Origin of the sequence: Sphingomonas sp. EC-HK361, assembly GCF_902498785.1 — a bacterium.
GTDB lineage: Bacteria > Pseudomonadota > Alphaproteobacteria > Sphingomonadales > Sphingomonadaceae > Sphingomonas.
Window position 1 is genome coordinate 326,420 of record NZ_LR701493.1, and the last position, 20,168, is coordinate 346,587.

Below are 20,168 nucleotides of genomic sequence, written 5' to 3' on the forward strand. Positions count from 1 at the left end.
CCATGTTCCGCCGCCTGTTTTATCGTCTGTTCTGGGACCATCCCGAAACCGTCGGTGAAAGCTATGCCGAGCATTTCGGCGTCGCGAGCCGGTTCGGCGCGACGATGATCTGGGGCGGGCTCGGCGCGGTGCTTCATGCCTTCCTGCCGGCGGTCTGCAAGACCCGGGGCAGCGACACCGTGGCGGCGCTCCACCGGCAGATGGTCGCAAAGCGCGGTGCCGTGCGAAACGCGCAGACGCAGATGAAGACGGTCGATTATATCATCTGACAGGTAAAGGACGCTTGACGTAAAGCGTGCTTTCCATGTAAAGCTTCCTTCACATTGTGGAGGAGGTTGCAGTGAGTCGTTCGAAAGCGCGCCAGCGCTACAATATGGCGATCCTCGGCTGTTCGGCGGGCTATGCCTGCGCGCTGTTCGGCGGCGAGGCGTATTTCCAGAACCATCCCGGCGCGAACGGGGTCACCGCCTATGCCGCGGCGATCATTCCGGCGTTGATGATCGTCGGCATGTTCTTCGCGATCGGGCGCTATCTGGTCGAAGAGCAGGACGAATATCAGCGGATGCTGATGGTGCGGCAGTCGCTGGTCGCGAGTGGCTTCGCGCTGAGCATTGCGACCGTCTGGGGCTTTCTCGAAAGCTTCGGCCTCGCGCCCCATGTCGACGCCTATTACGTCGCGGTGATGTGGTTCGGTGGCCTCGGGCTTGGGGCTTGCGTCAACCGGCTTATCGAGCGCCGGTCGTGAACAACCGCCTCAAGGACCTGCGCGGGGAGCGGGGGTGGAGCCAGCAACTGCTCGCCGATCGGCTCGAGGTGTCGCGCCAGAGCGTCAACGCGATCGAGACCGGGCGCTACGACCCGTCGCTGCCGCTCGCCTTCAAGATCGCCGAACTCTTCGAACTTTCCATCGAAGCCATTTTCATCAGTCCGTCCAAAGGAGAACAAGCATGATCCGTTTCTTCGGTCTTCGTCTCGCCGCGTCTGCGCTGACGCTCGCTGTCGTGCTCCAGCCCACGGGTGCGCACGCCCGTCCCGTCGCTACTGCGGCACCTGTCATGCAGATGGCGCACATCTCGATCGAGGCGGTGGGCAAGGGTTCGCCGGTCGTCTTCATCCCCGGCCTGTCGATGCCGCGCGAGAACTGGCGTTCGGAGGCGGAGCGGCTGAAGGCGAGGCACCGGGTCTATCTGGTGCAGATCAACGGCTTCGGCGGCAGTGCGCCGGGTGACAATCTGAAACCGGGGATGCTCGACGGGGTGGTCGCCGATCTCCACGCCTTCGTCGCGAAGGAAAAGATCACGCCCGCGATCGTCGGCCACTCGCTTGGCGGGACGCTTGCGCTGATGTGGGCGAAGGCGCATCCCGAGGATGTGCGCAAGGCGCTGATCGTCGATGCGCTGCCTTGGGTCGGGCTCATCATGGCGCCGCCCACCGCGACGCCCGCAATGATCGCGCCGCAGGCACAGGCGATGCGCGACGCGATGGCCGCGCATTATGGCAAGCCCGCGGACCTCGCGGCGGCGAAGGCGACGATGGCGCGCCTCGCGCTCAAGCCCGCGTCGCAGGAGCAGGGGGCACAGTGGTCCCTCACCGCCGACCCGCGGGTTACGGCCGAGGCGTTCTACGAAGACCTGATGCTCGACCTGCGGCCCGACATGGCGAACATCGCGACGCCGCTGACGCTGATCTATCCGACGGGCGAAGCAGGATCCGGCAAGACGATGGCCGACGGGCTGTACCAGGGCGCCTATGCGAAAGCGCCCCAAGTCACCTATGTGCCCGTCGCCGACTCCGCGCACTTCGTGATGCTCGACCAGCCCGCCGCGTTCGATGCCGCGCTCGACGCCTTTCTGGCGGGTTAGAGCGCCCGTCCCGATCCGTTCGTGCTGAGCGACGTCGAAGCACTTGGGGCGCGTGCCCTTCGACTTCGCTCAGGGCGAACGGAAGTGGGTCAACCTGACCTGAAAATGCTCTAAGGGCGGGGCATGACCGATACGTTCGCCCCCGCCCGCCCCCGCCTCGCCTACCATTTGACCGAAGGCGCCGGCCCCACCGTCATCTTCCTCCCCGGCTATGCCTCCGACATGGAAGGCACCAAGGCGCTGGCGATCGAGGCATGGGCAAAGGCGCAGGGCCGCGCCTTCCTGCGCTTCGACTATGGCGGATGCGGGCAGAGCGAGGGGCGGTTCGAGGATCAGAGCCTCGCCGATTGGCTCGCCGATACGCTGGCGATGATCGACGAGGCGGTGACGGGGCCGGTGGTGCTTGTCGGCTCGTCGATGGGCGGGTGGCTGATGCTGCTCGCGGCGAAGGCGCGGCCGGACCGAGTCGTCGCGCTGGTGGGGATCGCGCCCGCGGCGGACTTCACCGACTGGGGCTTTTCCACCGAGGAAAAGGCCTACATCATGCAGCATGGCCGGCTGGAACGGCCCAACGCCTATGGCCCCGCGCCGACCGTCTACACCAAGCGCTTCTGGTCGTCGGGCGAGGCCAATCGGCTGATGTTCGGCGAGATCGCCTATGACGGGCCGGTGCGCATCCTGCAGGGCCAGCGCGACCCCGACGTGCCGTGGCACCGCGCGCCGCGCCTTGCCGAGCTGCTGCGTTCAGCGGATGTGCAGACGTGGCTCGTCAAGGACGGCGATCACCGCCTGTCGCGCGATGCCGATATCGCGCTGCTGATCCGTGCGGTGGAGGATGTTCTGGACCGCGCATGATCCTGATGCTCGCCGCCCTTGCCGCGCAAACTGCCCCTGCTGGACCGCCGGCCCCGGCGGCCGATCGCTATCAGCACTGCACCGCGCTGCTCGCCGACGACGCGGTCGCGGCCGAGCGTGAGGCGACGCGCTGGGCGGCGCAGGACGGCAAGGCGCCCGCCAGCCGCTGCCTCGGCCTCGCGCTGGTGAAGCAGGCGCGGTTCGCGCCGGCGGCCGCCGCGTTCGAAGCGGCGGCGAAGGCCGATGCCGTCGCCGATCCGCTCGCCGCTGCCGAGGCCTCGGCGCAGGCGGGCAATGCGTGGCTCGCGGCTGGCGATCCCGCGAAGGCGCGGGTGGCGCTCGATGCAGCGCTGGCGGCGAAACGTCTTACCGGATTGCAGCTGGGCGAGGCGCATCTCGACCGTGCCCGCGCGCTCGTCGCGGCGCAGCAGCTCGCGGCGGCGCGGGTCGATCTCGACGAGGCGCTGAAAACCGCAGGCGAGGACCCGCTTGCCTGGCTGCTCTCCGCAACGCTGGCCCGGCGCGCGCAGGACCTGCCGCGCGCCAAGACCGATATCGCCGAGGCGCTACGCCTGGCCGCCGACGCGCCGCAGGTGCACCTGGAGGCGGGGAACATCGCCGCGGCAAGCGGAGACGAGACCGGCGCACGCAAGGCGTGGACCGACACGGTCGCGCTCGCGCCGAACAGCCCGGAGGCGCAGAGCGCGACCCGCGCGCTGGCTCAGTTCGGGCCGGCCGCCGTGCCGAAGGCGCCGGAGGGGCGTTAGAGGGATTCAGATTTATTCAGATCGCGCCCTCACCCTTCCGGCGCTTCGCGCCTCCCTCCCTCTCCCGCTGGGAGAGGGAAGGGGCCCGCTACCGAAGGTGGTGGGAAGGGTGAGGGCGATGCAGTTCGACCGCCAACCCCCTCACCGCAGATAGAAGTCCACCGTCGTCACCACACGCACCTTCTTGAACGGCGTATCGGCGACGCCGTAACTGTCGCCGCCCTCGCCATCGCGCGCGTCGATCGAGAAGTAACCCTGGCTTGCGCTCTTGATGCCGCCGACGCCGGTGCCGCTGTCCTTCGCGAACTGTTCGGCCGCAGCGCGGGCGTCGCGAGTCGCTTCGGCGACCATCGGTGGCTTGATCGCATTGAGCTTCGTGAAGCTGTAGGTCATCCGCGACCCTTCCTGAAGCTGGACGCCCGCGCGGACGAGATCGAACTGCCGCGCCACTGCGCGCCTTGCGCGCGCGACATCGGTGGTTCGGAATTGCAGGCGCTGGTTGATCGTGACCCGTGGCAGGCCGTTGAACATCGACTGGCTGACCCCGGCGCCGGCCGGCTGGAGCGCCTCGGCCGGGAACCCCAGCCCCGTGAAATAGTCGCGCGTCGCCTGCGTGTCGCGCGCGATCGCGGCCTGCACCTCGGCAAGGTCCGATCCCTGTTCGGAATAGGAAAGGTTCCAGGTTGCAAGATCGGCGGTGACGTTGCGCTCCGCCAGTCCGCGCACGGTGACCGACCGATCCGCCTCATGCGCCCGCACCAGCCCGTTGCCGAGGAGATAACCGCCGACGACCAACCCCGCAGCGACGATCGCCGCCGACCCCAGCAGACCCACACGACTTTTGCCCGTCGACCCTTCCATTCGCTTGTCCTCCGCCCGATATGTTGCTCAGCATAAAAGCGGTTTTAGCGATGAACCGTGGCTTAATAGCGACGAAACGAGGACTCGCCGATGAATTATCTCCACACGATGATCCGCGTCGCAGACCCGGAAGCGACCATCCGTTTCTTCGAGGTGCTGGGACTGAAGGAGGTGCGGCGCATGGAGAACGAGAAGGGCCGCTTCACACTCATATTCCTGGCCGCGGACGAGGATATGAACGCGCCCGGTGAACGCGCGAAGGCCGAGGTGGAACTGACCCATAACTGGGACCCGGAGGATTATGGAAGTGGGCGCAATTTCGGGCATCTCGCCTACCGCGTCGACGATATCTACGCGACGTGCCAGCGCGTACTCGACGCCGGCTACACCGTTCACCGCCCGCCGCGCGACGGGCATATGGCGTTCGTGAAGACCCCCGACGGCATCTCGATCGAGTTGCTCCAGAACGGCGTGCTGGAGCCGGCCGAGCCATGGGTGTCGATGCCGAACACGGGAAGCTGGTAGGATGCCGCTGGAGATCGTCCGCGTGCCCGTCCTCAGCGACAATTACGCCTGGCTCGTCCATGACGAGGCCGGCGGCGCGACGATGGCGGTCGATCCCGGCGAGGCGCAACCGCTGATCGACGCGGCGGCGACGCGCGGGTGGCGGATCGATCAGGTATGGATCACCCACTGGCATCCCGACCACACCGGCGGGCTGGCGGCGCTGAAGGCGGCGGGCGCGCAGGTCGTCGGCCCGGCGGCGGAAGCGGCGAAGATCGAGGGGCTGGATATTTTGGTCGGCGACGGCGATGTGGTGAGGCTTGGCGATCATACCGCGACAGTGATGAGCGTCCCCGGCCACACGCTCGGCCACATTGCGTTTCACTTCGCCGAAGACGACGCGATCTTCACCGGCGATACATTGTTCGCGATGGGCTGCGGACGCCTGTTCGAGGGGGGGCCCGAGCAGATGTTCGCCAACATGCAGCGCTTCGCCGCGCTGCCCGACGCGACGCAGGTCTATTGCGGGCATGAATATACGCAGTCGAACGGGCGCTATGCGCTGGTCGCCGAGCCGGACAATGCCGCGATCCGCGCGCGGATGGTCGCGGTCGACGCCGTTCGCGCGAAGGGCGAGGCGACGGTGCCCACGACCATCGGGCTGGAACGCGCGACCAATCCGTTCCTGCGCGCAAGGGATGCAGCGGAACTCGGCCGGATGCGGCAGGAAAAGGACGGCTTTCGCGGCTGAATCGTGCTATATCGCTGTCGGGGCGTGAGTGACGGAGGTGATGATGCGTAGCTTTCTCCCGAAATCCGGCGTTGCGGCCGGTATCGCGGTCCTGGCCGGGATCGCGGCGACCGCAGCGCTTGCCGGCAGCGACCGCAAGCCGGTCGAATCGCCGCAGGTGAAGTTCGACAAGGCGGTCGCCGGTCTGACGCCAGGCAAGCCGATGACGTGCCTGCGCGAACGCACGCCCACGTCGCTGACCGCGATTGGCAACAAGCTCCTCTACCGCGCCAGCGCGAAGCTCATCTATGTCAACGAGACGACCGGCGGATGCGAGAATGTCGCGCGCGGCGATACGCTCATTACCAAATCCTATGGTGGCGGCCTGTGCCGCGGCGATATCGCGCAGACCGTCGATCTGCCCGCCCGCATTCCGACCGGCAGCTGCGCGCTCGGCGATTTCACGCCGTACCGCCGATGATCGCACGCGCAGTCGCGGCGCTGGCGCTCGCCGGCACGATCGGCGCGGCCGCACCCGAGCGCGACGATCTTGCCAAGGCGCTCGCGGGGCGGGTGCCGGGCGAGCCGCAAAGCTGCATTACGCTCGGCAGCAATGACGGCCCACAGATCATCGACGCGCACACGATCCTCTATCGCCATTCGGGCAAGCGGGTGTGGCGCACCGGGCCGATCGGCGCGTGTCCGTCGCTTCGCCCGCTCAATACGCTGGTGATCGAGGTGTGGGGTGGGCAGCTCTGCATGAACGATCGCTTCCGCGTCGTGACGCCCGGGCTGTCGATCCCATCGGGCTATTGCCGCTTCGACAGCTTCACGCCCTACGACAAGATACGCTAGCCGTCGCCCCTGCGCAGGCAGGGGCCTAAGACTGGTCGGTGTGCCACACGATAGAGACATGGGCCCCGGCCTTCGCCGGGGTGACAGTTCTAGAGAGCCTTTGCCCGGCGGCGGTAGGCGTGGAGCAGCGGCTCGGTATAGCCGTTGGGTTGCACCGCCCCCTCGAACACGAGCGCACGCGCGGCCTGGAAGGCGAGGCTCGTCGCTTCGTTTCCCGCCATCGCGCGGTAGAGCGGGTCGCCCGCATTCTGCGCATCGACCTTTGTGGCCATCCGGGTGAGCGCGGCGTCCACGTCCTCCGCGGTGACGACGCCGTGAGCAAGCCAGTTCGCCATGTGCTGCGAGGAGATGCGCAGCGTCGCGCGGTCTTCCATCAGGCCGATATCGTGGATGTCAGGGACCTTGGAGCAGCCGACACCCTGATCGATCCAGCGCACGACATAGCCGAGAATGCCCTGCGCGTTGTTGTTGAGTTCCTCGCGGACTTCCTCGGGCGTCCAGTTGCGTCCGATCGCGACGGGGATGTCGAGCAAAGCGTCGAGCGGAGCGACCGGTTCGCTGGCACGCTCGCGTTGGCGCTCGGCAACATCGATACGGTGGTAGTGGGTCGCGTGGAGCGTCGCTGCCGTGGGCGAGGGCACCCACGCCGTCGTCGCGCCCGACCTTGGGTGTGCGATCTTCTGATCGAGCATGTCGATCATCCGGTCGGGCGCCGCCCACATGCCCTTGCCGATCTGCGCCTTGCCGGCGAGGCCGCAGGCGAGGCCGATCTGGACGTTGCGATCCTCGTAAGCGGTGATCCAGCGCGATGCCTTCATCTCGGCCTTGCGGATCATCGGCCCGGCGCGCATCGCGGTGTGCATCTCGTCGCCGGTGCGATCGAGGAAGCCGGTGTTGATGAAGACGATCCGGTCCTTCACCGCATGGATGCACGCGGCGAGATTGGCGGAGGTGCGGCGTTCCTCGTCCATGACGCCCACCTTGATGGTGTGGCGCGCGAGGCCGAGCAGATCCTCGACCGCGTCGAAGAGCCGGTTGGTGAAGGCGGCTTCGTCGGGGCCGTGCATCTTGGGCTTCACGATGTAGATCGAGCCGGCGCGGCTGTTGCGGCGCGCGCCGATCAGGTCGTGCAGGGCGATCAGCGACGTGACGATCGCGTCCAGGATGCCTTCGGGCGCCTCGCTGCCGTCGGGAAGCAGGACGGCAGGCGTCGTCATCAGATGCCCGACATTGCGCACGAAGAGCAGCGCGCGGCCGGGGAGGGTGAGGTCCGATCCGTCGTCGGCGGTGTAACGGCGATCCGCCGCGAGCCGCCGCGTCATCGCCGTCCCGTTCTTCTCGAAGCTGTCCTCGAGATCGCCGCGCATCACGCCGAGCCAATTGGCATAGGCGGCGACCTTGTCCTCGGCGTCCACAGCAGCGACCGAATCCTCGAGATCGACGATCGTCGTCAGCGCGCATTCGAGGATGACGTCGGCGATTCCCGCGGGATCGTCGCCGATCGGGTGGGCAGGATCGATGACGACCTCTATGTGGAGGCCGTTGTGGCGCAAGAGCAGATTTGCGCCCGCGCGGCCGACCAGTTGTGCGGGGTCGCGCAGTTCCAATTCGCCGCCCCGCCAGTCCGCCCACGAACCAGCTGCCAGCGGCACCGCCTCGTCGAGAAACGCTTTCGACCAGGCGATGACCTGCGCGCCGCGCGCCGGGTCGTAGCCTTTGCCCTTGGGCGTGCCCGGAATGGCGTCCGTGCCGTAGAGCGCATCATACAGGCTTCCCCAGCGCGCATTGGCGGCGTTGAGCAGGAAGCGCGCGTTGAGGACGGGGACGACGAGTTGCGGTCCCGCCAACGTCGCGACCTCGGCGTCGACCCCGGTCGGCGCCACCGTGAACGGCGCGGGTTCGGGGACGAGATAGCCGATCTCACGCAAGAAGGTCTGATAGGCCGGCTGATCGATCGGCTGGCCGACGCGCTCCGCGTGCCAGGCGTCGATCTTCGCCTGGAGCGCGTCGCGCGTGGCCAGCAGATCGCGGTTCTCCGGCGCGAAACGCGCGAAGATGGCGGCGGTGCCGGCCCAGAAGGCGTCGGCGTCGATCCCCGTCCCCGGCAGCGCGCGCGTTTCGATGAACGTCGCGAGTTCGTCGGCGACGCGAAGGCCCGCGCGTGTCGTCATTCCCACCCGATTTCTCCTGTCTCGTATCAGATCAGCCTGCCTGGGGAGGGCGGCGTCCGATGCGAGATCAGACGCGGACGAGCATCTTGCCGGTATTGCCGCCGGTGAACAGCCCGAGAAACGCGTCGGGCATCGCGTCGAGTCCCTCATGCACGGTTTCCTGCCGCTGGAGCTGGCCGCTCTTCAGCCAGCCGCCCATGTCACGGTAGAATTCCTCGGCGCGGTTCATGTAGTCGCTGACGATGAAGCCCTGCATCCGCACGCGGTTGCCAATCAGCCGCGCGAGATAGCGCAGTTCGGTCGGCTTGCCGTCATTGTAGATGTCGATCATCCCGCAGATCGCAAAGCGCGCGTTGGGGCGGGCGGTCGCCAGCGCGGCGTCGAGATGCTCGCCGCCGACATTGTCGAAATAGACGTCGATGCCATCGGGCGCGGACTCGGTCAGCGCCTTCACGACCGGCGTGCCCCCCTTGTAGTCGACGACCTTGTCAGCGCCGAGCGACTGGACCCACGCGCATTTGTCCGCGCCGCCCGCCGAGCCGATGACGGTCATGCCCTTGGCCTTGGCGACCTGCACGACGGTCGATCCGACCGCGCCGGCCGCGGCAGATACGAACACCGTGTCGCCGGCCTTGGCTTCGGCGACCGCGAGCAGCCCGAAATAGGCGGTCATGCCCGGCATGCCGAGCTGGCCGAGATACGCCTGGATATCGACCCCGAGATCGGGAAGCTTCTGCGCCTGCACAGCCGGCAGCACCGCCTCGTCGCGCCAGCCGAGCATGTGGAGAACCTGTGTGCCGACCGGCAGGTCCGCGCTCCTGCTCTCGACCACCTCGCCGACCGCGCCGCCCTGCATCGCCTCGCCGATCTGGAAGGGCGGGACATAGCTTTTCACGTCGTTCATCCGGCCGCGCATATAGGGATCGACCGAGAGCCAGAGATTGGCGACGCGCACCTCGCCGTCAGCGAGATCGCGCGATTCCAGATCGACCATCGCGAAATCGGTATGCTTGGGCATCCCTTGCGGGCGCGATGCAAGGCTCCAGGCGCGGGGCATGTCTCTCTCCTGACGGGATAGGTTTCGAGACTGCGGTATGGCGATCTTCGCGCGCAAAGAAAAGGCCCGGGCGTCGCCGCCCGGACCTTTGTCGTGGGAGTCAAGCTGTCCTCACCCTTCCGCGGCTTCGGGCACACATGAAAGTAATACTTTCATGGGAACCCCTCGCCGCTCCCTCCCTCTCCCAAAGGGAGAGGGAGGGGCCCACCGCCGAAGGCGGTGGGAAGGGTGAGGGCGACAGCCTAGTAGGTGCCGGAGAAGCTCCGGTTGAGCATTCGGCCTTGCGCGTCGTCCGATCCGCGATCGCCAGCTTGTTTGTCGCCGAACATCGCCTGATTGTTCTCCTCGTCACGCCATGCGGACTGTGCCTCGGCTGCCGACTTCGTGAGCGTCACCTTGGTATCGACCTTGTCGATCCAGCGCGACGGGATCGAGTGGTGGCGGCCACCGGCATCGGCGTCGCTCTTGGTCAGCAGAATGCGGTCGCCGCGGACCTTGTCGACGGTGCCGACATGCTCGCCGTCCGATCCGACGACGTCCATGTGCTCACTGACGCTCGACAGCGAGTCGCGCTGGGTCTGACGGCCCTGGCGCCAGGTCGAGAACTCGTTGTGGAACTTCGTCCGGTTTTCGCTGCGATACTCGTCATAGTCGCGGTCGAGCGACGCGATCTGCGTCCGGCGCCAGCTGTGATAATCGTCGTCGCGGTCGTCGCGCGAGCGATTGGCGTAATATTGATCGTCGTAGCGCGAGTCCATGTCGCGGCGGCGTTCCGCATCCTCGTCGCCGAACCACGAGCGCACTTCGTCGCCCGCGCGCGCGAAGAAGCCACGCTCGTCATAGTCGTAGCCCTGCGGCTGGCTGCCATATTGCCGCTGCCGGTTGCCCTGGAAGCGACCGGCGCCGCTATCGCGGTCGAACCGGTTGTCGTCGTCCCAGTCGCGGCGGCTGCCGACATCCTCAAACCGGCGGCCATCGGCGCCGTAGCTGCCGTGATAGTCGCCCGAACGGTAGGTTCCGCCGCCGTAGCTGCCGTAGCGATCCGCGTCGCGACCATAGCTGCGGTCCTGGCCATACTGGCCGCGCTGGCCGTAGCCGCGGTCGTTCTGGCCGCCCTGACGTCCTTCGTCATCGCGCCCGCGGCCATAGCCAGCCGCGCCATATTCACGCGCGCTCGACGCGCCATATTGGCCGCCGCTGCCATAGTCGCGGCCATAATCCTGGGTTTCGCGGCGTCCGTAATAGTCGCGGTCACCGCCCTGTCGGGGATAGCGTTCATAGCCCATCGGTCACACTCCTTGTTTCCTGCGGGCGACCTGTCAGACGTACGTGGCCGCACGCCTGCGTCGCTGCCGTCTTCAAGGGCTGAAAAGGCTTTTCGTTCCTGTCGTTACGCCTGCGAACCTTGATTCCGTCGCAGCCTGCGTTCGGGTGGGCGCGCCGCACGAACGCGGGTTTTCGCGCGGGCGGTATCGGACGGATATTGCAAGGGGGAGGAGAGCCGGCTAATGGCGGCGCTCCCCGGCTTTGCCGGGCCCGGCGGGGCCGTAGCTCAGATGGGAGAGCGCTGCAATCGCACTGCAGAGGTCAGGGGTTCGATTCCCCTCGGCTCCACCACCGGCCTGCAAATCTCAAGTTGTCACGGTAACCTGACAACCTTTCCGCGAGAACGTCGTTCGTGCCCGCTTGCCAAGCGGCGATAAAGAGCGGACTCTGCCGCTGACGCTGCGATCTTGGGGACAAGGGGATGGCGATGGCGACCCGGCTGGCGATCGTGCTGAGCGGAGGCGGCGCGAAAGGCGCCTTCCAGGTCGGCGCGCTCGATGCGCTCATCAACACCCACGGCGTGCGCCCGGCGATCGTCGTCGGCACATCGACGGGCGCGATTCAGGCGCTGGCGGTCGCGCAGGACGATATTGCGGGGCTGCTCGATACCTGGCTGGGGATCCGGGGCAACCGCGACATCTACCGCGATCGCGGCGGCGTCGCGGGGTCGATCATCCTCGGTGAAAAGGCGCTGTACGACGCCGCCCCGCTGCGCCGGCTGCTGAAGGCCTTCGCCGATCCGGCAAGGCTCGCTGCATCCCCGATCGACCTGCGCCTCGGCGTCGTCAGCCTGCAATCGGGCGAATTCCGCACGATCGACAAGTCGGTGCCCGATATCCACAACTGGGTCTACGCCAGCTGCGCGATGCCGGTGTTCTTCGATCCGCTGCAGACTAGCGACCGGCAGCAATGGGTGGACGGCGGGGTGCGCGACGTGACCCCGCTCGGCGCCGCGCTCGATCTCAACCCAACAGGCGTGCTCGTCATTCGCGCCTCGCCGGTCAGCAATCCGGCGACGACGCGGACGTTCGGCGGGCTGATCCCTATCGGACTGCGTGCGGTGAACCTGCTCCAGTCGGAAGTGTCGCGCAACGATCTGGCCAACACCTCGCTTATCAACGACATGCTCGCGGCGCGCGACCAGATCTTCACCGCGCTGGAGGCCACCGGCGCGACCGCGGCCGAGGCGAGCCACCTCGTCCTCCCGCTCGACCGGCAGCTGGCGAAATACCGCTTCGCGCAAGTCCGGGTGATCGAGCCGCGCGAAGAGTTTTCCGATACGCTGGAATTCGATCCGGCAAAGATCCGCCGCGCGATCGATGCGGGCCGGGCTGCCGTCGAGGCGCAGTGGACCGCGATCCAGGCCGTCCTGCATTAGGCGATGTTCTAAAGCGCGGCCTTCAGCGTCGCGCGGGTGCCAGCATGCGTGAAATCATATTCGACCGCTGACTGCAGGCTCTGCGCCATCGCCCGGATCAGCTTGGTGCCGACCCCGGTGCCGCGCGGGGCTGCGTCCGCGGTCATGCCGATGCCGTCGTCCTCCACCGCAAGCGCGAAGTCCTGGCCCTCGCGACGCAGCGCGACGCGCACCTCGCCGCTGCCATCAGGATAGGCGTATTTGCACGCGTTGCTGACCAGTTCGGTGACGATCACGCCAAGCGATACCGCACGGTCGGTCGCCAGCCGGATCGGTTCGGCGGCAAGCGTCAGCGCGCGTGGCGCCTCGTCGCTCGACCAGGTCGCGCGCAGTTCGTCGACGAGCGCGGTCAGATACTCGCACATGTCCACGCCCTCGACGTCACCCGCCGTGTATAGCCGGCGGTGGACCTGCGCGATCGCGGTGATGCGGCGCTGCGAATCCTCGATCGCGAGGCGGGCCGCATCGTCGTCGATCGCGTTGGATTGCATCCGCAGGATCGCGCTGACGAGCTGGAGCGAGTTGGCTACGCGGTGGTTGACCTCGCTCAGCAGCGCTTCCAGCCGCGCATTGCTGGCGCGGAGCTGATCCTCGACGAGCAGCGCCTGGCGTTCGAGGAGATCGCGCGCGCGCACCTGTTCGAACGCGGCGGCGAGCAGATCGAAAAAGTCGTCCCCCACCGTCTTGACCACATAGTCCGCAGCCCCTGCGCGCAGCGCCGCGATCGCGATACGGCCTTCCTCGGACCCGGTGACGTAGACGACGCTCGGCGGATCGGGGAGCGCGCGCAGGCGCTGCAGCGTCTCCAGCCCGTCCAGCCCCGGCATGTAGTGATCGACCGCGACCAGATCGAAGCGCTCGGCACCCGCCAGCGCCAGCCCCGCCGCACCGTCCTCCGCCAGCGTGACGCGGTAGCCACGGCGCGTCAGCGCACGCTGCGCCAGCCGCCGAAGCCCGGCGTCGTCGTCGATATAGAGGATCGAGGCGGCGCTATCCGGCATCAATCCTCGGCGATGTCCGGCACCTGGATCACCGACAGGAACAGCCCGAGCTGGCGGATCGCCTGCGCGAAGCTCTCATAGTTCACCGGCTTGGTGATGTAGACGTTGCAGCCCAGATCGTAGCAGCGCTGGATTTCCACCTTGTCGTCGGTCGTCGTCAGCACGACGACGGGCGCGCGGCGGACAGGGCCGGCGTCGGGCGCCTTGATCTTGGCGAGGATATCGGTGCCGCTCATGTCGGGCAGGTTGAGATCGAGCAGGACGAGCGCCGGGCCGTTCTTGTTGGGGCCGTCCGCCGCATTGAACAGATAGTCGAGCGCGCTCGTCCCATCCATGAAATGCTTGATATCGTTCAGGATGCCGGCGCGACGGATGTTCTTTTCGATGAGGCGGGCATGCCCCTCGTCATCCTCGATCATCACGATGCTGACGGACTGGTGGGTGTTCATGACTGGACCTGTGCTGGTTCGAGGTGGACGGGAAGCGTGACGCGGAATAGCGCGCCTTCCCCAAGTTTCGATGAAAGATCGATCACGCCGCCGAGACGATAGGCGAGCGCGCGGACGTTGGCGAGGCCGATGCCCTCGCCCGGCTGGTCCTGCGTGCCCGAGCGGCGGAACAGGTCGAAGACGCGCGCATGGTCCTTCGGGTCGATGCCGCGGCCATTGTCGTCGATCTCGTACGTGACGTGCGGCCCCAGGCGCTCCCCGCGCACCGCGATGCGCAGCGGGCGGCCGGGCTGCGCATATTTGATCGCGTTTTCGATGAGATTGGAGAAAATCTGCTCGATCGCCAGCCGGTCGGTGACGATGTGCGGCATCGCCCCCTCCATCATGATCTCGCCGTCGCGCGTCTCGAGCTGCTGGACGAGGCTCGCGCCGATCGTCTCGACCATCGCGGCGACATCGATCGTCTCGGGGGTGAGCACACGGCGACCCTGGCGCGAAAGGCCGAGGATCGCGTTGATCAGCCGGTCCATCTTCTGCGTCGAGGTGCGGATGAAGCCGATCGCCTCGGGCAGGTCCTCGCGCGCGGCAAGCCGCGATTCCTCGTCGACGATGTGCGGTGCCTCTGCCTCCGCCCGGTCGAGAAGCGCACGTATCGCACCGGTCGCGCCGTCGAGCTCGGCGGTGAACCCCATGACGTTCACCAGCGGCGCGCGCAGATCGTGGCTGACGATATAGGCGAAGCGCTGGATCTCCTCGTTCGCGCGCGCAAGATCGGCGGTGCGCACGCTCACCTGATCCTCGAGCGAACCGGCAAGCGTCTGAAGCTGCGCGCGCGATGCCGCCAGGCTGCGGGTATAGCGCAGCACCGTGAAGAGCGCGCCGAGAGCCACGAGGATCACGATGACCCCGGCAAGCAGGAGTACGCTGTAGAACGTCGCCGCGCTCTGCTGCGCGTCTTGGTCGCGCTTCTGCAGAAGACCGCGCTCTTGCGCCGCCATCGCGCCGAACATCGTGCGGATGGCGCGCATCCGCTGGCCGCCGACGTCGCGCTGGAACATCGCCATCGCCCCGGCAATATCGCCTGTCGCCGCCAGCGTCATCGATCGCTGGCGCGCGTCGGCGAGCGCGCCGATCATCGCTTCCGCCCGCGACAGTCTGCGCAGCTGCGCCGGATTGTCCTGAATGAGCGCGCGCAACGCGTCGGCGCTCTCCCCCCACCCGTCGGTCGCGGCCCGATAGGTGCGCAGGAATGCCGGATCGCGCGTCAGCAGGAAACCGCGTCGTGCGGTCTCCGCCTGCTCGACCAGACGCGCGCCCTGGGTCGTCGCAAGCTCGACCTCATAGGTGTGGCTGACCCAGCGCGCATGCTCCTGATTACGGTCCGCAACCCACCAGATCGACACGCCGGCCGCAAGCAGGGCCGCAAAGCCGATGAGCAGGAAGGTGACGAGGATGCGCCCGACCCGGCCCTCATCCAATCCGAACCTGTCCAGGAAGCTGCGCATACCGGCGGCAGCGTTACGACCGAAACGATTGTTACGCCAGCGTGTCTGTCTTGATGGGGATCAATCTCACAGCAGGAGATCCTGTGCGCTTTGCCGTCCGACATGGCCGCCGCCGCGCCGCCGGGCGAGCTCGGTTTCCGCGGTGAAGCGCACGTCCGCGTCGCGATCGGTGAGGAAGCCGGCAAGACTGTCGTCGCTGATCTCCGCCCAGCCCTTGCCGCGATCCGGGCCGTAGCGGACGCGCGGCAACAGCCCCGGCTCGCGCGACCAGGCAAGCAATTGCTCGACGCTCGCCTCGTTCAGCATGTCGCGCAGGTGATGCGCGGTGACGTAGGAATCGGGGAAGGCGCGGTGCGCGGGCAGCCCGCGTTCATGCTCAAGCCCCGCGGGCTTGCGCCAGTAGCGCAGGACCTGATTGGAAAAGCTCGGCGAATCCGGCCAGAGCCTCAGCGCGCATTTCCAGGTGCAGATCCATTCGGCGCCGTGGGTGAGCGCGGGCGTGCAGAACTGCATCTCGAAATCGGCGCGGTGCGCGGCGAGCGCGAGGCGGCGCGGATACGGATCGAGGACGGGTCGCGCGACATCGATCCACCACGGGGCGTCGGCCACGTCCTCTTCGCGGATATGGTGGATCGCCTGGGTGATCGGCGGCAGCGGGCGCCCGGGGTTGACGTAGCGCGCACCGCCCTCGCCGTAGAGTTCCCACCGGCCTTCCTTGCCGAGCGCCACGTCCTGCCAGCCCACCTCGCACACAGCATGCGCGGGCGGGGCGGAACCGGTGGTTTCCAGATCGATGACCCGGATGATGCTGGGCGGAGTCGGCGGGCGCATGGCGACCCACGTGGGCACCATCGTCGGGGATTGCCAGCGAAAAGGGAATGCTGTCCGCAATGTCGCGCGTCAAAATCCTCCCCTGGAAGGGGAGGTGGCTCGCGTAGCGAGACGGAGGGGTGTCGCCACCCGAAATCTCGCGCGATACTTATAGGGGGCTACCCCTCCGTCAGCCCTGCGGGCTGCCACCTCCCCTTTTAGGGGAGGATTGGAAGAGCGATCCTTCGGCTGTGATTCTAAGTGCGGACCACGCCGCTTGCCGCCAGTTGCGCATCGACGTGCGCCATCAACCGCGCGAGCGCCGCCTCGTCACGACCTTCGGCGCGGGCGGTAAGCGCGGCCTCGGTGTTCGACGCGCGGAGCAGCCACCAACCGTCTTGGGTCGTCACGCGCACGCCGTCCGTGTCATCCACGTCCCCGCCGGCAGCACGCAGCCGGGCCGCGACCTCATCCACCACCGAGAACTTGCGATCATCCGCAACCGTGAAGCGCAGTTCGGGCGTGTTGGCATAGCGCGGCATCGCGTCGCACAGCGCGGTCAGCGATCCGCCCGCCATCCCCACCGCCTCGATCAGCCGGACCGCGGCGAGCAGCGCGTCGTCATAGCCGCCCTCGTCGCGCCCGAAGAAGACGTGGCCGCTCATCTCGCCGCCGAGGGGCGCATCGACCTCGCGCATCTTCTCCTTGATGTTGCTGTGGCCCGATTTCCACATCACGGGTCGGCCGCCGAGCGCGGCGATCCGGTCGGGCAGCAGCTGCGATGCCTTTACGTCGATGACGATGGCCGCGCCCGGCTGGGCGGCGAGGACAGGCTGCACCAATATGGACAGAAGCTGATCGCCCGCGATCACGCGGCCCAACCCGTCGATCGCACCGATCCGGTCGCCGTCGCCGTCGAAAGCCACTCCGAAATCGAGGCGTCTGTCCGCGACGAGCCGCTGGAGATGCGCGAGGTTCGCAGGCTCGGTCGGATCGGGATGATGGTTGGGAAAATCGCCGTCTATATCGGTGAACAGCAGGTGATGCTCACCCGGCAGGAGCTTCGTCAGCTTCTCCACGATCGCGCCGGCGGCGCCGTTGCCGGCATCCCAGCCGATGCGAAAGGCGTGCGCGGGGCGGCCGCGAACGAGATGGGTCACATAGGCGTCGGCAACGTCGTCGGTCTCGACGCGCCCCATCCCGGCGTTCCAGTCGCCCGCCTCAGCCAGCGCCGCCAGATCACGGATCGCCGCGCCAAAGAAGGGGCGACCCTGAAGGACCATCTTGAAGCCGTTGTCGTCGGCGGGATTATGGCTGCCGGTTACCTGTATGCCGCCATCCACTGGTAGCGTCTGTTCGGCAAAATAGAGCATGGGCGACGGTGCGACGCCAATCCGCACGACGTCGATGCCCGAAGCGGCGAGCCCATGGACCAGCGCGGCTTCGAGCATGGGAGAAGATCGCCGCCCGTCGCGTCCAACGGCCACGCGACTGCCGCCCGCGCGGCGGACGATCGTGGCGAAGCTGCGGCCGATCGCGTGGGCATCGGCTTCACGGAGCGTGCGGCCGAAGGTGCCGCGGATATCATATTCGCGGAGGATCGTCGGATTGATGATATGCGCCACCGGCGCTCAGCTCCGCGAGCGCCCGACGAGCAAATCGCGCGCCGCGTTCAGCCGCCGCGCCAGATCGTCGCCGCCTCCGCGATCCGGGTGCGCCTCCGCAACCAGCCTCCGGTGTGCAGCACGGATCGCCGCGTCGTCTGCCCGAGGGCCGACCCCGAGCAATCGCCGTGCGTCCGCCTCGTCCGGCGACATGCCGCCGCGCGCGGGTTTGCGCATCAGCGTCCAGACCAGCCAGATCACGAGCGCAGCGACGACCCACTTCATCATGCCCGGTCCATCACGCGACGAGGGTCAGCGCAGCAGGTTCGGGCAGCGCCAGCGCGGCCATCATCTCACGCAGCTCCTGCCGGGCGGCGACATGCGCGAGGCCCATTTCGCCGAAATCGCGCGAATCGAGCATGGTGAGCCCGGCCGGAAAAAGCTCGCGGTAGATCACCCGCTCGCCGAGGCCCGGGATGACCCGAAACCCTACCCGCTTGGCGAGCTGGTCGAGCGCTTCCGACACGCGGCGCATGTTGCGCGCCTCGATATGCTGGAGGCGGTTCCTGAGCACGACCCAGTCGATCGTCGATCCGTCTTCCTTCGCGCGGGCCTTGCGGGTTTCCCAGATCAGTTCGGAATAGAAGCTCGGCCGGGTGACCTTGAACGTTTCGGGGTGGACCTGCCCGATGAGGTCGAAATCGACGAAGCTGTCGTTCATCGGGGTGACGAGCGTGTTCGCGCGTACCGCCGCCATTCGCGCGAACGGATCGTCACGGCCAGGCGTGTCGATGACCAGGAAATCGGCGCCCTCCGACAGCTCCGCGAACAGGCCCTCGAAATTTTCCGCGGTCTTGCCGTCGCCGGTCTTGTGGCGCGGGATCACCAGATCGCGGCCGGTGCGGCGCATCGTCTCGGCCCGGTTGTCGAGATAGCGCCCCATCGTCCGCTGCCGGTGATCGAGGTCGAGGCACGCGACGCGCGCGCCCTTCGCCGCCAGCGCGATGGCGACGTGCACCGCCGTCGTCGACTTTCCCGTTCCGCCCTTCTCGTTGGCGAAAACAATGATGTGTGTCTTTTCAGCCCCTTGCGGCAACTCGTCGCATCCCCGGTTGATACTGCCCGTGCACACCCATAGAAGCCCGGCCCGCATTGTTCGAGGGGGATTTACGTGGACACCGTCCGGGATTTGAACGCGCTGCGCGAGACGATCGCGGGGTTGCGTCAGGAGGGCGGTCGCATTGCGCTCGTGCCGACGATGGGCGCGCTGCACGCCGGCCACGTCGCGCTGGTCGAAGCGGCGAGGGACCGCGGCGCGAAAGTCGTAGCGTCGATCTTCGTCAATCCCAAGCAGTTCGGCCCGAACGAGGACCTCGCCCGCTATCCCAGGCGCGAGATGGCTGACCTGAAGATGCTGGCCGACGCGGGCTGCGACGTCGCGTGGCTGCCCCCGATCGAAGTCATGTATCCCGACGGCTTTGCGACCAACATCGCGGTGAACGGGGTCAGCGACCTATGGGACGGCGCCGCTCGACCCGGCCATTTCGACGGCGTCGCGACGGTCGTGACCAAGCTCTTCCACCAGGTCGATCCGGACCTCGCGCTGTTCGGCGAGAAGGATTTTCAGCAGCTTGCGGTCATCCGCCGCATGGTCGCCGACCTCGACATGGATATCGAGATCGTCGGCGTGCCGACCCAGCGCGATGACGACGGCCTCGCGCTGTCCTCCCGCAACATCTACCTCGACGAGGACGAGCGCGCGAAGGCTGTCGCCCTGCCGCGCGCGCTCGGCGTGGCTGCGCGAGCGATCGCCAAGGGCGAGACGGCCGCCGATGTGATCGCGGACGCGAGCGCCAGCCTTACCGCGGCGGGGTTCGAGATCGACTATGTCGCGCTCGTCGATGCCGAAACGCTGACGGCCGACCCGGCCGCCGATCGCCCGCGCCGCATCCTGGCGGCGGCGCGGATGGGGGCGACGCGCCTCATCGACAATATCGCGATCGAATAGGGTGATCGCGGTGTTAACCATTTGTAGAGACTGAGTCGCCAAACCGGCCCCTGGAGGAAAAGGACCTTCTGGGGGACGATCGATGGGCAGCAGTCTGAAAAGTGCGCAGTTTCTGTTCGAAAGCCGCATCCGCGATGCGCTGCTGGGCGACCCGAGCGCCTATTACGACCTCGGCGTCTTCTACTCGACCGGCAGCGGCGGCGTGACGCTCGACCTGATCGAGGCGCACAAGTGGTTCAATCTGGCTGCGGTCGGCGGGGTCGAGGCCGCGCAGGCGTGCCGCGCCGAAATCTCCGAAGACATGACCGCCCGCGAAATCGCGACCGCACAGGGCGCCGCCCGCGCCTGGATCGCGCAGACGATGCGCCGCGCGGCCTGAGCCGAGC

At 67.3% G+C, this 20,168-nt stretch carries 24 protein-coding genes and 1 tRNA gene; 14 read left to right on the forward strand and 11 right to left on the reverse strand.

Translation table 11 applies throughout. The annotated features are described in order from the left end of the window. The first annotated feature begins 2 nt into the window (after window positions 1–2). The 6 genes from BOS5A_RS02955 to BOS5A_RS02980 all read left to right on the forward strand — a co-directional run bounded on the left by BOS5A_RS02955 (window position 3) and on the right by BOS5A_RS02980 (window position 3,484). Entirely contained in the window at window positions 3–269 is a 267-nt protein-coding gene (locus BOS5A_RS02955; RefSeq protein WP_234419175.1) for a DUF6356 family protein, read from the forward strand. Window positions 270–340: 71 nt separating this feature from the next. Then, window positions 341–745: a hypothetical protein gene (locus BOS5A_RS02960; protein WP_234419176.1), complete on the forward strand. Its 405-nt coding sequence runs from the start codon at window positions 341–343 to the stop codon at window positions 743–745. Continuing rightward, window positions 742–951, forward strand: a complete 210-nt coding sequence (locus BOS5A_RS02965; protein WP_151953726.1) for a helix-turn-helix transcriptional regulator — start codon at window positions 742–744, stop codon at window positions 949–951. The genes BOS5A_RS02960 and BOS5A_RS02965 overlap by 4 nt, the downstream gene beginning before the upstream one ends. Beyond that, window positions 948–1,862: an alpha/beta fold hydrolase gene (locus BOS5A_RS02970; RefSeq protein ID WP_151953727.1), complete on the forward strand. Its 915-nt coding sequence runs from the start codon at window positions 948–950 to the stop codon at window positions 1,860–1,862. Before BOS5A_RS02965 ends, BOS5A_RS02970 begins: the two co-directional genes overlap by 4 nt. A 123-nt stretch (window positions 1,863–1,985) precedes the next feature. Then, window positions 1,986–2,717 (forward strand): alpha/beta hydrolase, encoded by a 732-nt coding sequence (locus tag BOS5A_RS02975; RefSeq protein WP_151953728.1) that lies wholly within the window; start codon window positions 1,986–1,988, stop codon window positions 2,715–2,717. Beyond that, window positions 2,714–3,484, forward strand: coding sequence for a hypothetical protein (locus BOS5A_RS02980; RefSeq protein WP_151953729.1), 771 nt, complete (start codon window positions 2,714–2,716; stop codon window positions 3,482–3,484). The genes BOS5A_RS02975 and BOS5A_RS02980 overlap by 4 nt, the downstream gene beginning before the upstream one ends. A 141-nt stretch (window positions 3,485–3,625) precedes the next feature. Here BOS5A_RS02980 and BOS5A_RS02985 read toward each other — a convergent pair whose 3' ends face one another. Then, the gene (locus BOS5A_RS02985) at window positions 3,626–4,345 is read right to left on the reverse strand and encodes an SIMPL domain-containing protein (protein WP_151953730.1); all 720 of its coding nucleotides are present in this window, start codon (window positions 4,343–4,345) and stop codon (window positions 3,626–3,628) included. A gap of 90 nt (window positions 4,346–4,435) precedes the next feature. Here BOS5A_RS02985 and BOS5A_RS02990 point away from each other — a divergent pair, with 90 nt between their 5' ends. The 4 genes from BOS5A_RS02990 to BOS5A_RS03005 are packed head-to-tail and all read left to right on the forward strand — an operon-like array spanning window position 4,436 to window position 6,434. Continuing rightward, complete coding sequence (locus BOS5A_RS02990; RefSeq protein WP_151953731.1) at window positions 4,436–4,870, forward strand: VOC family protein; 435 nt, start codon at window positions 4,436–4,438, stop codon at window positions 4,868–4,870. A 1-nt stretch (window position 4,871) separates the two neighbouring features. After that, window positions 4,872–5,600, forward strand: a complete 729-nt coding sequence (gene gloB / locus BOS5A_RS02995) for a hydroxyacylglutathione hydrolase (protein WP_151953732.1) — start codon at window positions 4,872–4,874, stop codon at window positions 5,598–5,600. Window positions 5,601–5,643: 43 nt separating this feature from the next. Further along, the gene (locus BOS5A_RS03000) at window positions 5,644–6,060 is read left to right on the forward strand and encodes a hypothetical protein (RefSeq protein ID WP_151953733.1); all 417 of its coding nucleotides are present in this window, start codon (window positions 5,644–5,646) and stop codon (window positions 6,058–6,060) included. Then, window positions 6,057–6,434 carry a hypothetical protein gene (locus BOS5A_RS03005; protein WP_151953734.1) on the forward strand — a complete coding sequence of 126 codons (378 nt, stop codon included), beginning with the start codon at window positions 6,057–6,059 and terminating at the stop codon, window positions 6,432–6,434. Before BOS5A_RS03000 ends, BOS5A_RS03005 begins: the two co-directional genes overlap by 4 nt. An 89-nt stretch (window positions 6,435–6,523) precedes the next feature. On the opposite strand, the gene BOS5A_RS03010 is transcribed toward BOS5A_RS03005, so the two are convergent. The 3 genes from BOS5A_RS03010 to BOS5A_RS03020 form a co-directional block, all read right to left on the reverse strand. Further along, the gene (locus BOS5A_RS03010; RefSeq protein ID WP_151953735.1) at window positions 6,524–8,605 is read right to left on the reverse strand and encodes a malate synthase G; all 2,082 of its coding nucleotides are present in this window, start codon (window positions 8,603–8,605) and stop codon (window positions 6,524–6,526) included. A gap of 67 nt (window positions 8,606–8,672) precedes the next feature. After that, complete coding sequence (locus BOS5A_RS03015) at window positions 8,673–9,662, reverse strand: NADP-dependent oxidoreductase (protein WP_151953736.1); 990 nt, start codon at window positions 9,660–9,662, stop codon at window positions 8,673–8,675. A 242-nt stretch (window positions 9,663–9,904) separates the two neighbouring features. Continuing rightward, window positions 9,905–10,948 carry a DUF2171 domain-containing protein gene (locus BOS5A_RS03020; RefSeq protein ID WP_151953737.1) on the reverse strand — a complete coding sequence of 348 codons (1,044 nt, stop codon included), beginning with the start codon at window positions 10,946–10,948 and terminating at the stop codon, window positions 9,905–9,907. Window positions 10,949–11,203: 255 nt separating this feature from the next. Between BOS5A_RS03020 and BOS5A_RS03025 the strand changes: the two genes are divergently transcribed. Both BOS5A_RS03025 and BOS5A_RS03030 read left to right on the forward strand, forming a co-directional pair. Beyond that, a tRNA-Ala gene (locus tag BOS5A_RS03025) sits at window positions 11,204–11,279 on the forward strand. A gap of 136 nt (window positions 11,280–11,415) precedes the next feature. After that, on the forward strand, window positions 11,416–12,366 hold the full coding sequence (locus tag BOS5A_RS03030) for a patatin-like phospholipase family protein (RefSeq protein ID WP_199857182.1): 951 nt from the start codon (window positions 11,416–11,418) through the stop codon (window positions 12,364–12,366). Between the two features lie 8 nt (window positions 12,367–12,374). Here BOS5A_RS03030 and BOS5A_RS03035 read toward each other — a convergent pair whose 3' ends face one another. The 7 genes from BOS5A_RS03035 to BOS5A_RS03065 form a co-directional block, all read right to left on the reverse strand. Next, window positions 12,375–13,406 carry a sensor histidine kinase gene (locus tag BOS5A_RS03035; RefSeq protein ID WP_151953739.1) on the reverse strand — a complete coding sequence of 344 codons (1,032 nt, stop codon included), beginning with the start codon at window positions 13,404–13,406 and terminating at the stop codon, window positions 12,375–12,377. Further along, window positions 13,406–13,855, reverse strand: a complete 450-nt coding sequence (locus tag BOS5A_RS03040; RefSeq protein ID WP_151953740.1) for a response regulator — start codon at window positions 13,853–13,855, stop codon at window positions 13,406–13,408. Before BOS5A_RS03040 ends, BOS5A_RS03035 begins: the two co-directional genes overlap by 1 nt. Further along, window positions 13,852–15,360: a sensor histidine kinase gene (locus tag BOS5A_RS03045; RefSeq protein ID WP_151953741.1), complete on the reverse strand. Its 1,509-nt coding sequence runs from the start codon at window positions 15,358–15,360 to the stop codon at window positions 13,852–13,854. Before BOS5A_RS03045 ends, BOS5A_RS03040 begins: the two co-directional genes overlap by 4 nt. A gap of 66 nt (window positions 15,361–15,426) precedes the next feature. After that, entirely contained in the window at window positions 15,427–16,191 is a 765-nt protein-coding gene (locus BOS5A_RS03050) for a 3'-5' exonuclease (RefSeq protein ID WP_151954471.1), read from the reverse strand. 236 nt (window positions 16,192–16,427) lie between these two features. Further along, a complete protein-coding gene (pgmG, locus tag BOS5A_RS03055; protein ID WP_151953742.1) occupies window positions 16,428–17,795 on the reverse strand; it encodes a phosphoglucomutase/phosphomannomutase PgmG in 1,368 nt (455 codons plus the stop codon). Between the two features lie 6 nt (window positions 17,796–17,801). Continuing rightward, window positions 17,802–18,062 (reverse strand): J domain-containing protein, encoded by a 261-nt coding sequence (locus BOS5A_RS03060; protein WP_325058522.1) that lies wholly within the window; start codon window positions 18,060–18,062, stop codon window positions 17,802–17,804. Between the two features lie 10 nt (window positions 18,063–18,072). Further along, on the reverse strand, window positions 18,073–18,927 hold the full coding sequence (locus tag BOS5A_RS03065) for a division plane positioning ATPase MipZ (protein WP_151953743.1): 855 nt from the start codon (window positions 18,925–18,927) through the stop codon (window positions 18,073–18,075). Between the two features lie 18 nt (window positions 18,928–18,945). Between BOS5A_RS03065 and panC the strand changes: the two genes are divergently transcribed. Together panC and BOS5A_RS03075 are read left to right on the forward strand one after the other, a co-directional pair. Then, entirely contained in the window at window positions 18,946–19,782 is an 837-nt protein-coding gene (gene panC / locus BOS5A_RS03070; RefSeq protein ID WP_151953744.1) for a pantoate--beta-alanine ligase, read from the forward strand. Between the two features lie 82 nt (window positions 19,783–19,864). After that, a complete protein-coding gene (locus tag BOS5A_RS03075; protein ID WP_151953745.1) occupies window positions 19,865–20,161 on the forward strand; it encodes an SEL1-like repeat protein in 297 nt (98 codons plus the stop codon). Window positions 20,162–20,168 lie beyond the last annotated feature (7 nt).

Bases quoted from the DNA above. Each gene is read 5' to 3' on its own strand.
- BOS5A_RS02955 (WP_234419175.1), top strand. From the start codon at position 3: ATGTTCCGCCGCCTGTTTTATCGTCTGTTCTGGGACCATCCCGAAACC.
- BOS5A_RS02970 (WP_151953727.1), top strand. From the start codon at position 948: ATGATCCGTTTCTTCGGTCTTCGTCTCGCCGCGTCTGCGCTGACGCTC.
- BOS5A_RS02975 (WP_151953728.1), top strand. From the start codon at position 1,986: ATGACCGATACGTTCGCCCCCGCCCGCCCCCGCCTCGCCTACCATTTG.
- BOS5A_RS02980 (WP_151953729.1), top strand. From the start codon at position 2,714: ATGATCCTGATGCTCGCCGCCCTTGCCGCGCAAACTGCCCCTGCTGGA.
- BOS5A_RS02985 (WP_151953730.1), bottom strand. From the start codon at position 4,345: ATGGAAGGGTCGACGGGCAAAAGTCGTGTGGGTCTGCTGGGGTCGGCG.
- BOS5A_RS02990 (WP_151953731.1), top strand. From the start codon at position 4,436: ATGAATTATCTCCACACGATGATCCGCGTCGCAGACCCGGAAGCGACC.
- gloB (WP_151953732.1), top strand. From the start codon at position 4,872: ATGCCGCTGGAGATCGTCCGCGTGCCCGTCCTCAGCGACAATTACGCC.
- BOS5A_RS03000 (WP_151953733.1), top strand. From the start codon at position 5,644: ATGCGTAGCTTTCTCCCGAAATCCGGCGTTGCGGCCGGTATCGCGGTC.
- BOS5A_RS03005 (WP_151953734.1), top strand. From the start codon at position 6,057: ATGATCGCACGCGCAGTCGCGGCGCTGGCGCTCGCCGGCACGATCGGC.
- BOS5A_RS03010 (WP_151953735.1), bottom strand. From the start codon at position 8,605: ATGACGACACGCGCGGGCCTTCGCGTCGCCGACGAACTCGCGACGTTC.
- BOS5A_RS03015 (WP_151953736.1), bottom strand. From the start codon at position 9,662: ATGCCCCGCGCCTGGAGCCTTGCATCGCGCCCGCAAGGGATGCCCAAG.
- BOS5A_RS03020 (WP_151953737.1), bottom strand. From the start codon at position 10,948: ATGGGCTATGAACGCTATCCCCGACAGGGCGGTGACCGCGACTATTAC.
- BOS5A_RS03030 (WP_199857182.1), top strand. From the start codon at position 11,416: ATGGCGACCCGGCTGGCGATCGTGCTGAGCGGAGGCGGCGCGAAAGGC.
- BOS5A_RS03035 (WP_151953739.1), bottom strand. From the start codon at position 13,406: ATGCCGGATAGCGCCGCCTCGATCCTCTATATCGACGACGACGCCGGG.
- BOS5A_RS03040 (WP_151953740.1), bottom strand. From the start codon at position 13,855: ATGAACACCCACCAGTCCGTCAGCATCGTGATGATCGAGGATGACGAG.
- BOS5A_RS03045 (WP_151953741.1), bottom strand. From the start codon at position 15,360: ATGCGCAGCTTCCTGGACAGGTTCGGATTGGATGAGGGCCGGGTCGGG.
- BOS5A_RS03050 (WP_151954471.1), bottom strand. From the start codon at position 16,191: ATGCGCCCGCCGACTCCGCCCAGCATCATCCGGGTCATCGATCTGGAA.
- BOS5A_RS03060 (WP_325058522.1), bottom strand. From the start codon at position 18,062: ATGATGAAGTGGGTCGTCGCTGCGCTCGTGATCTGGCTGGTCTGGACG.
- BOS5A_RS03065 (WP_151953743.1), bottom strand. From the start codon at position 18,927: ATGCGGGCCGGGCTTCTATGGGTGTGCACGGGCAGTATCAACCGGGGA.
- BOS5A_RS03075 (WP_151953745.1), top strand. From the start codon at position 19,865: ATGGGCAGCAGTCTGAAAAGTGCGCAGTTTCTGTTCGAAAGCCGCATC.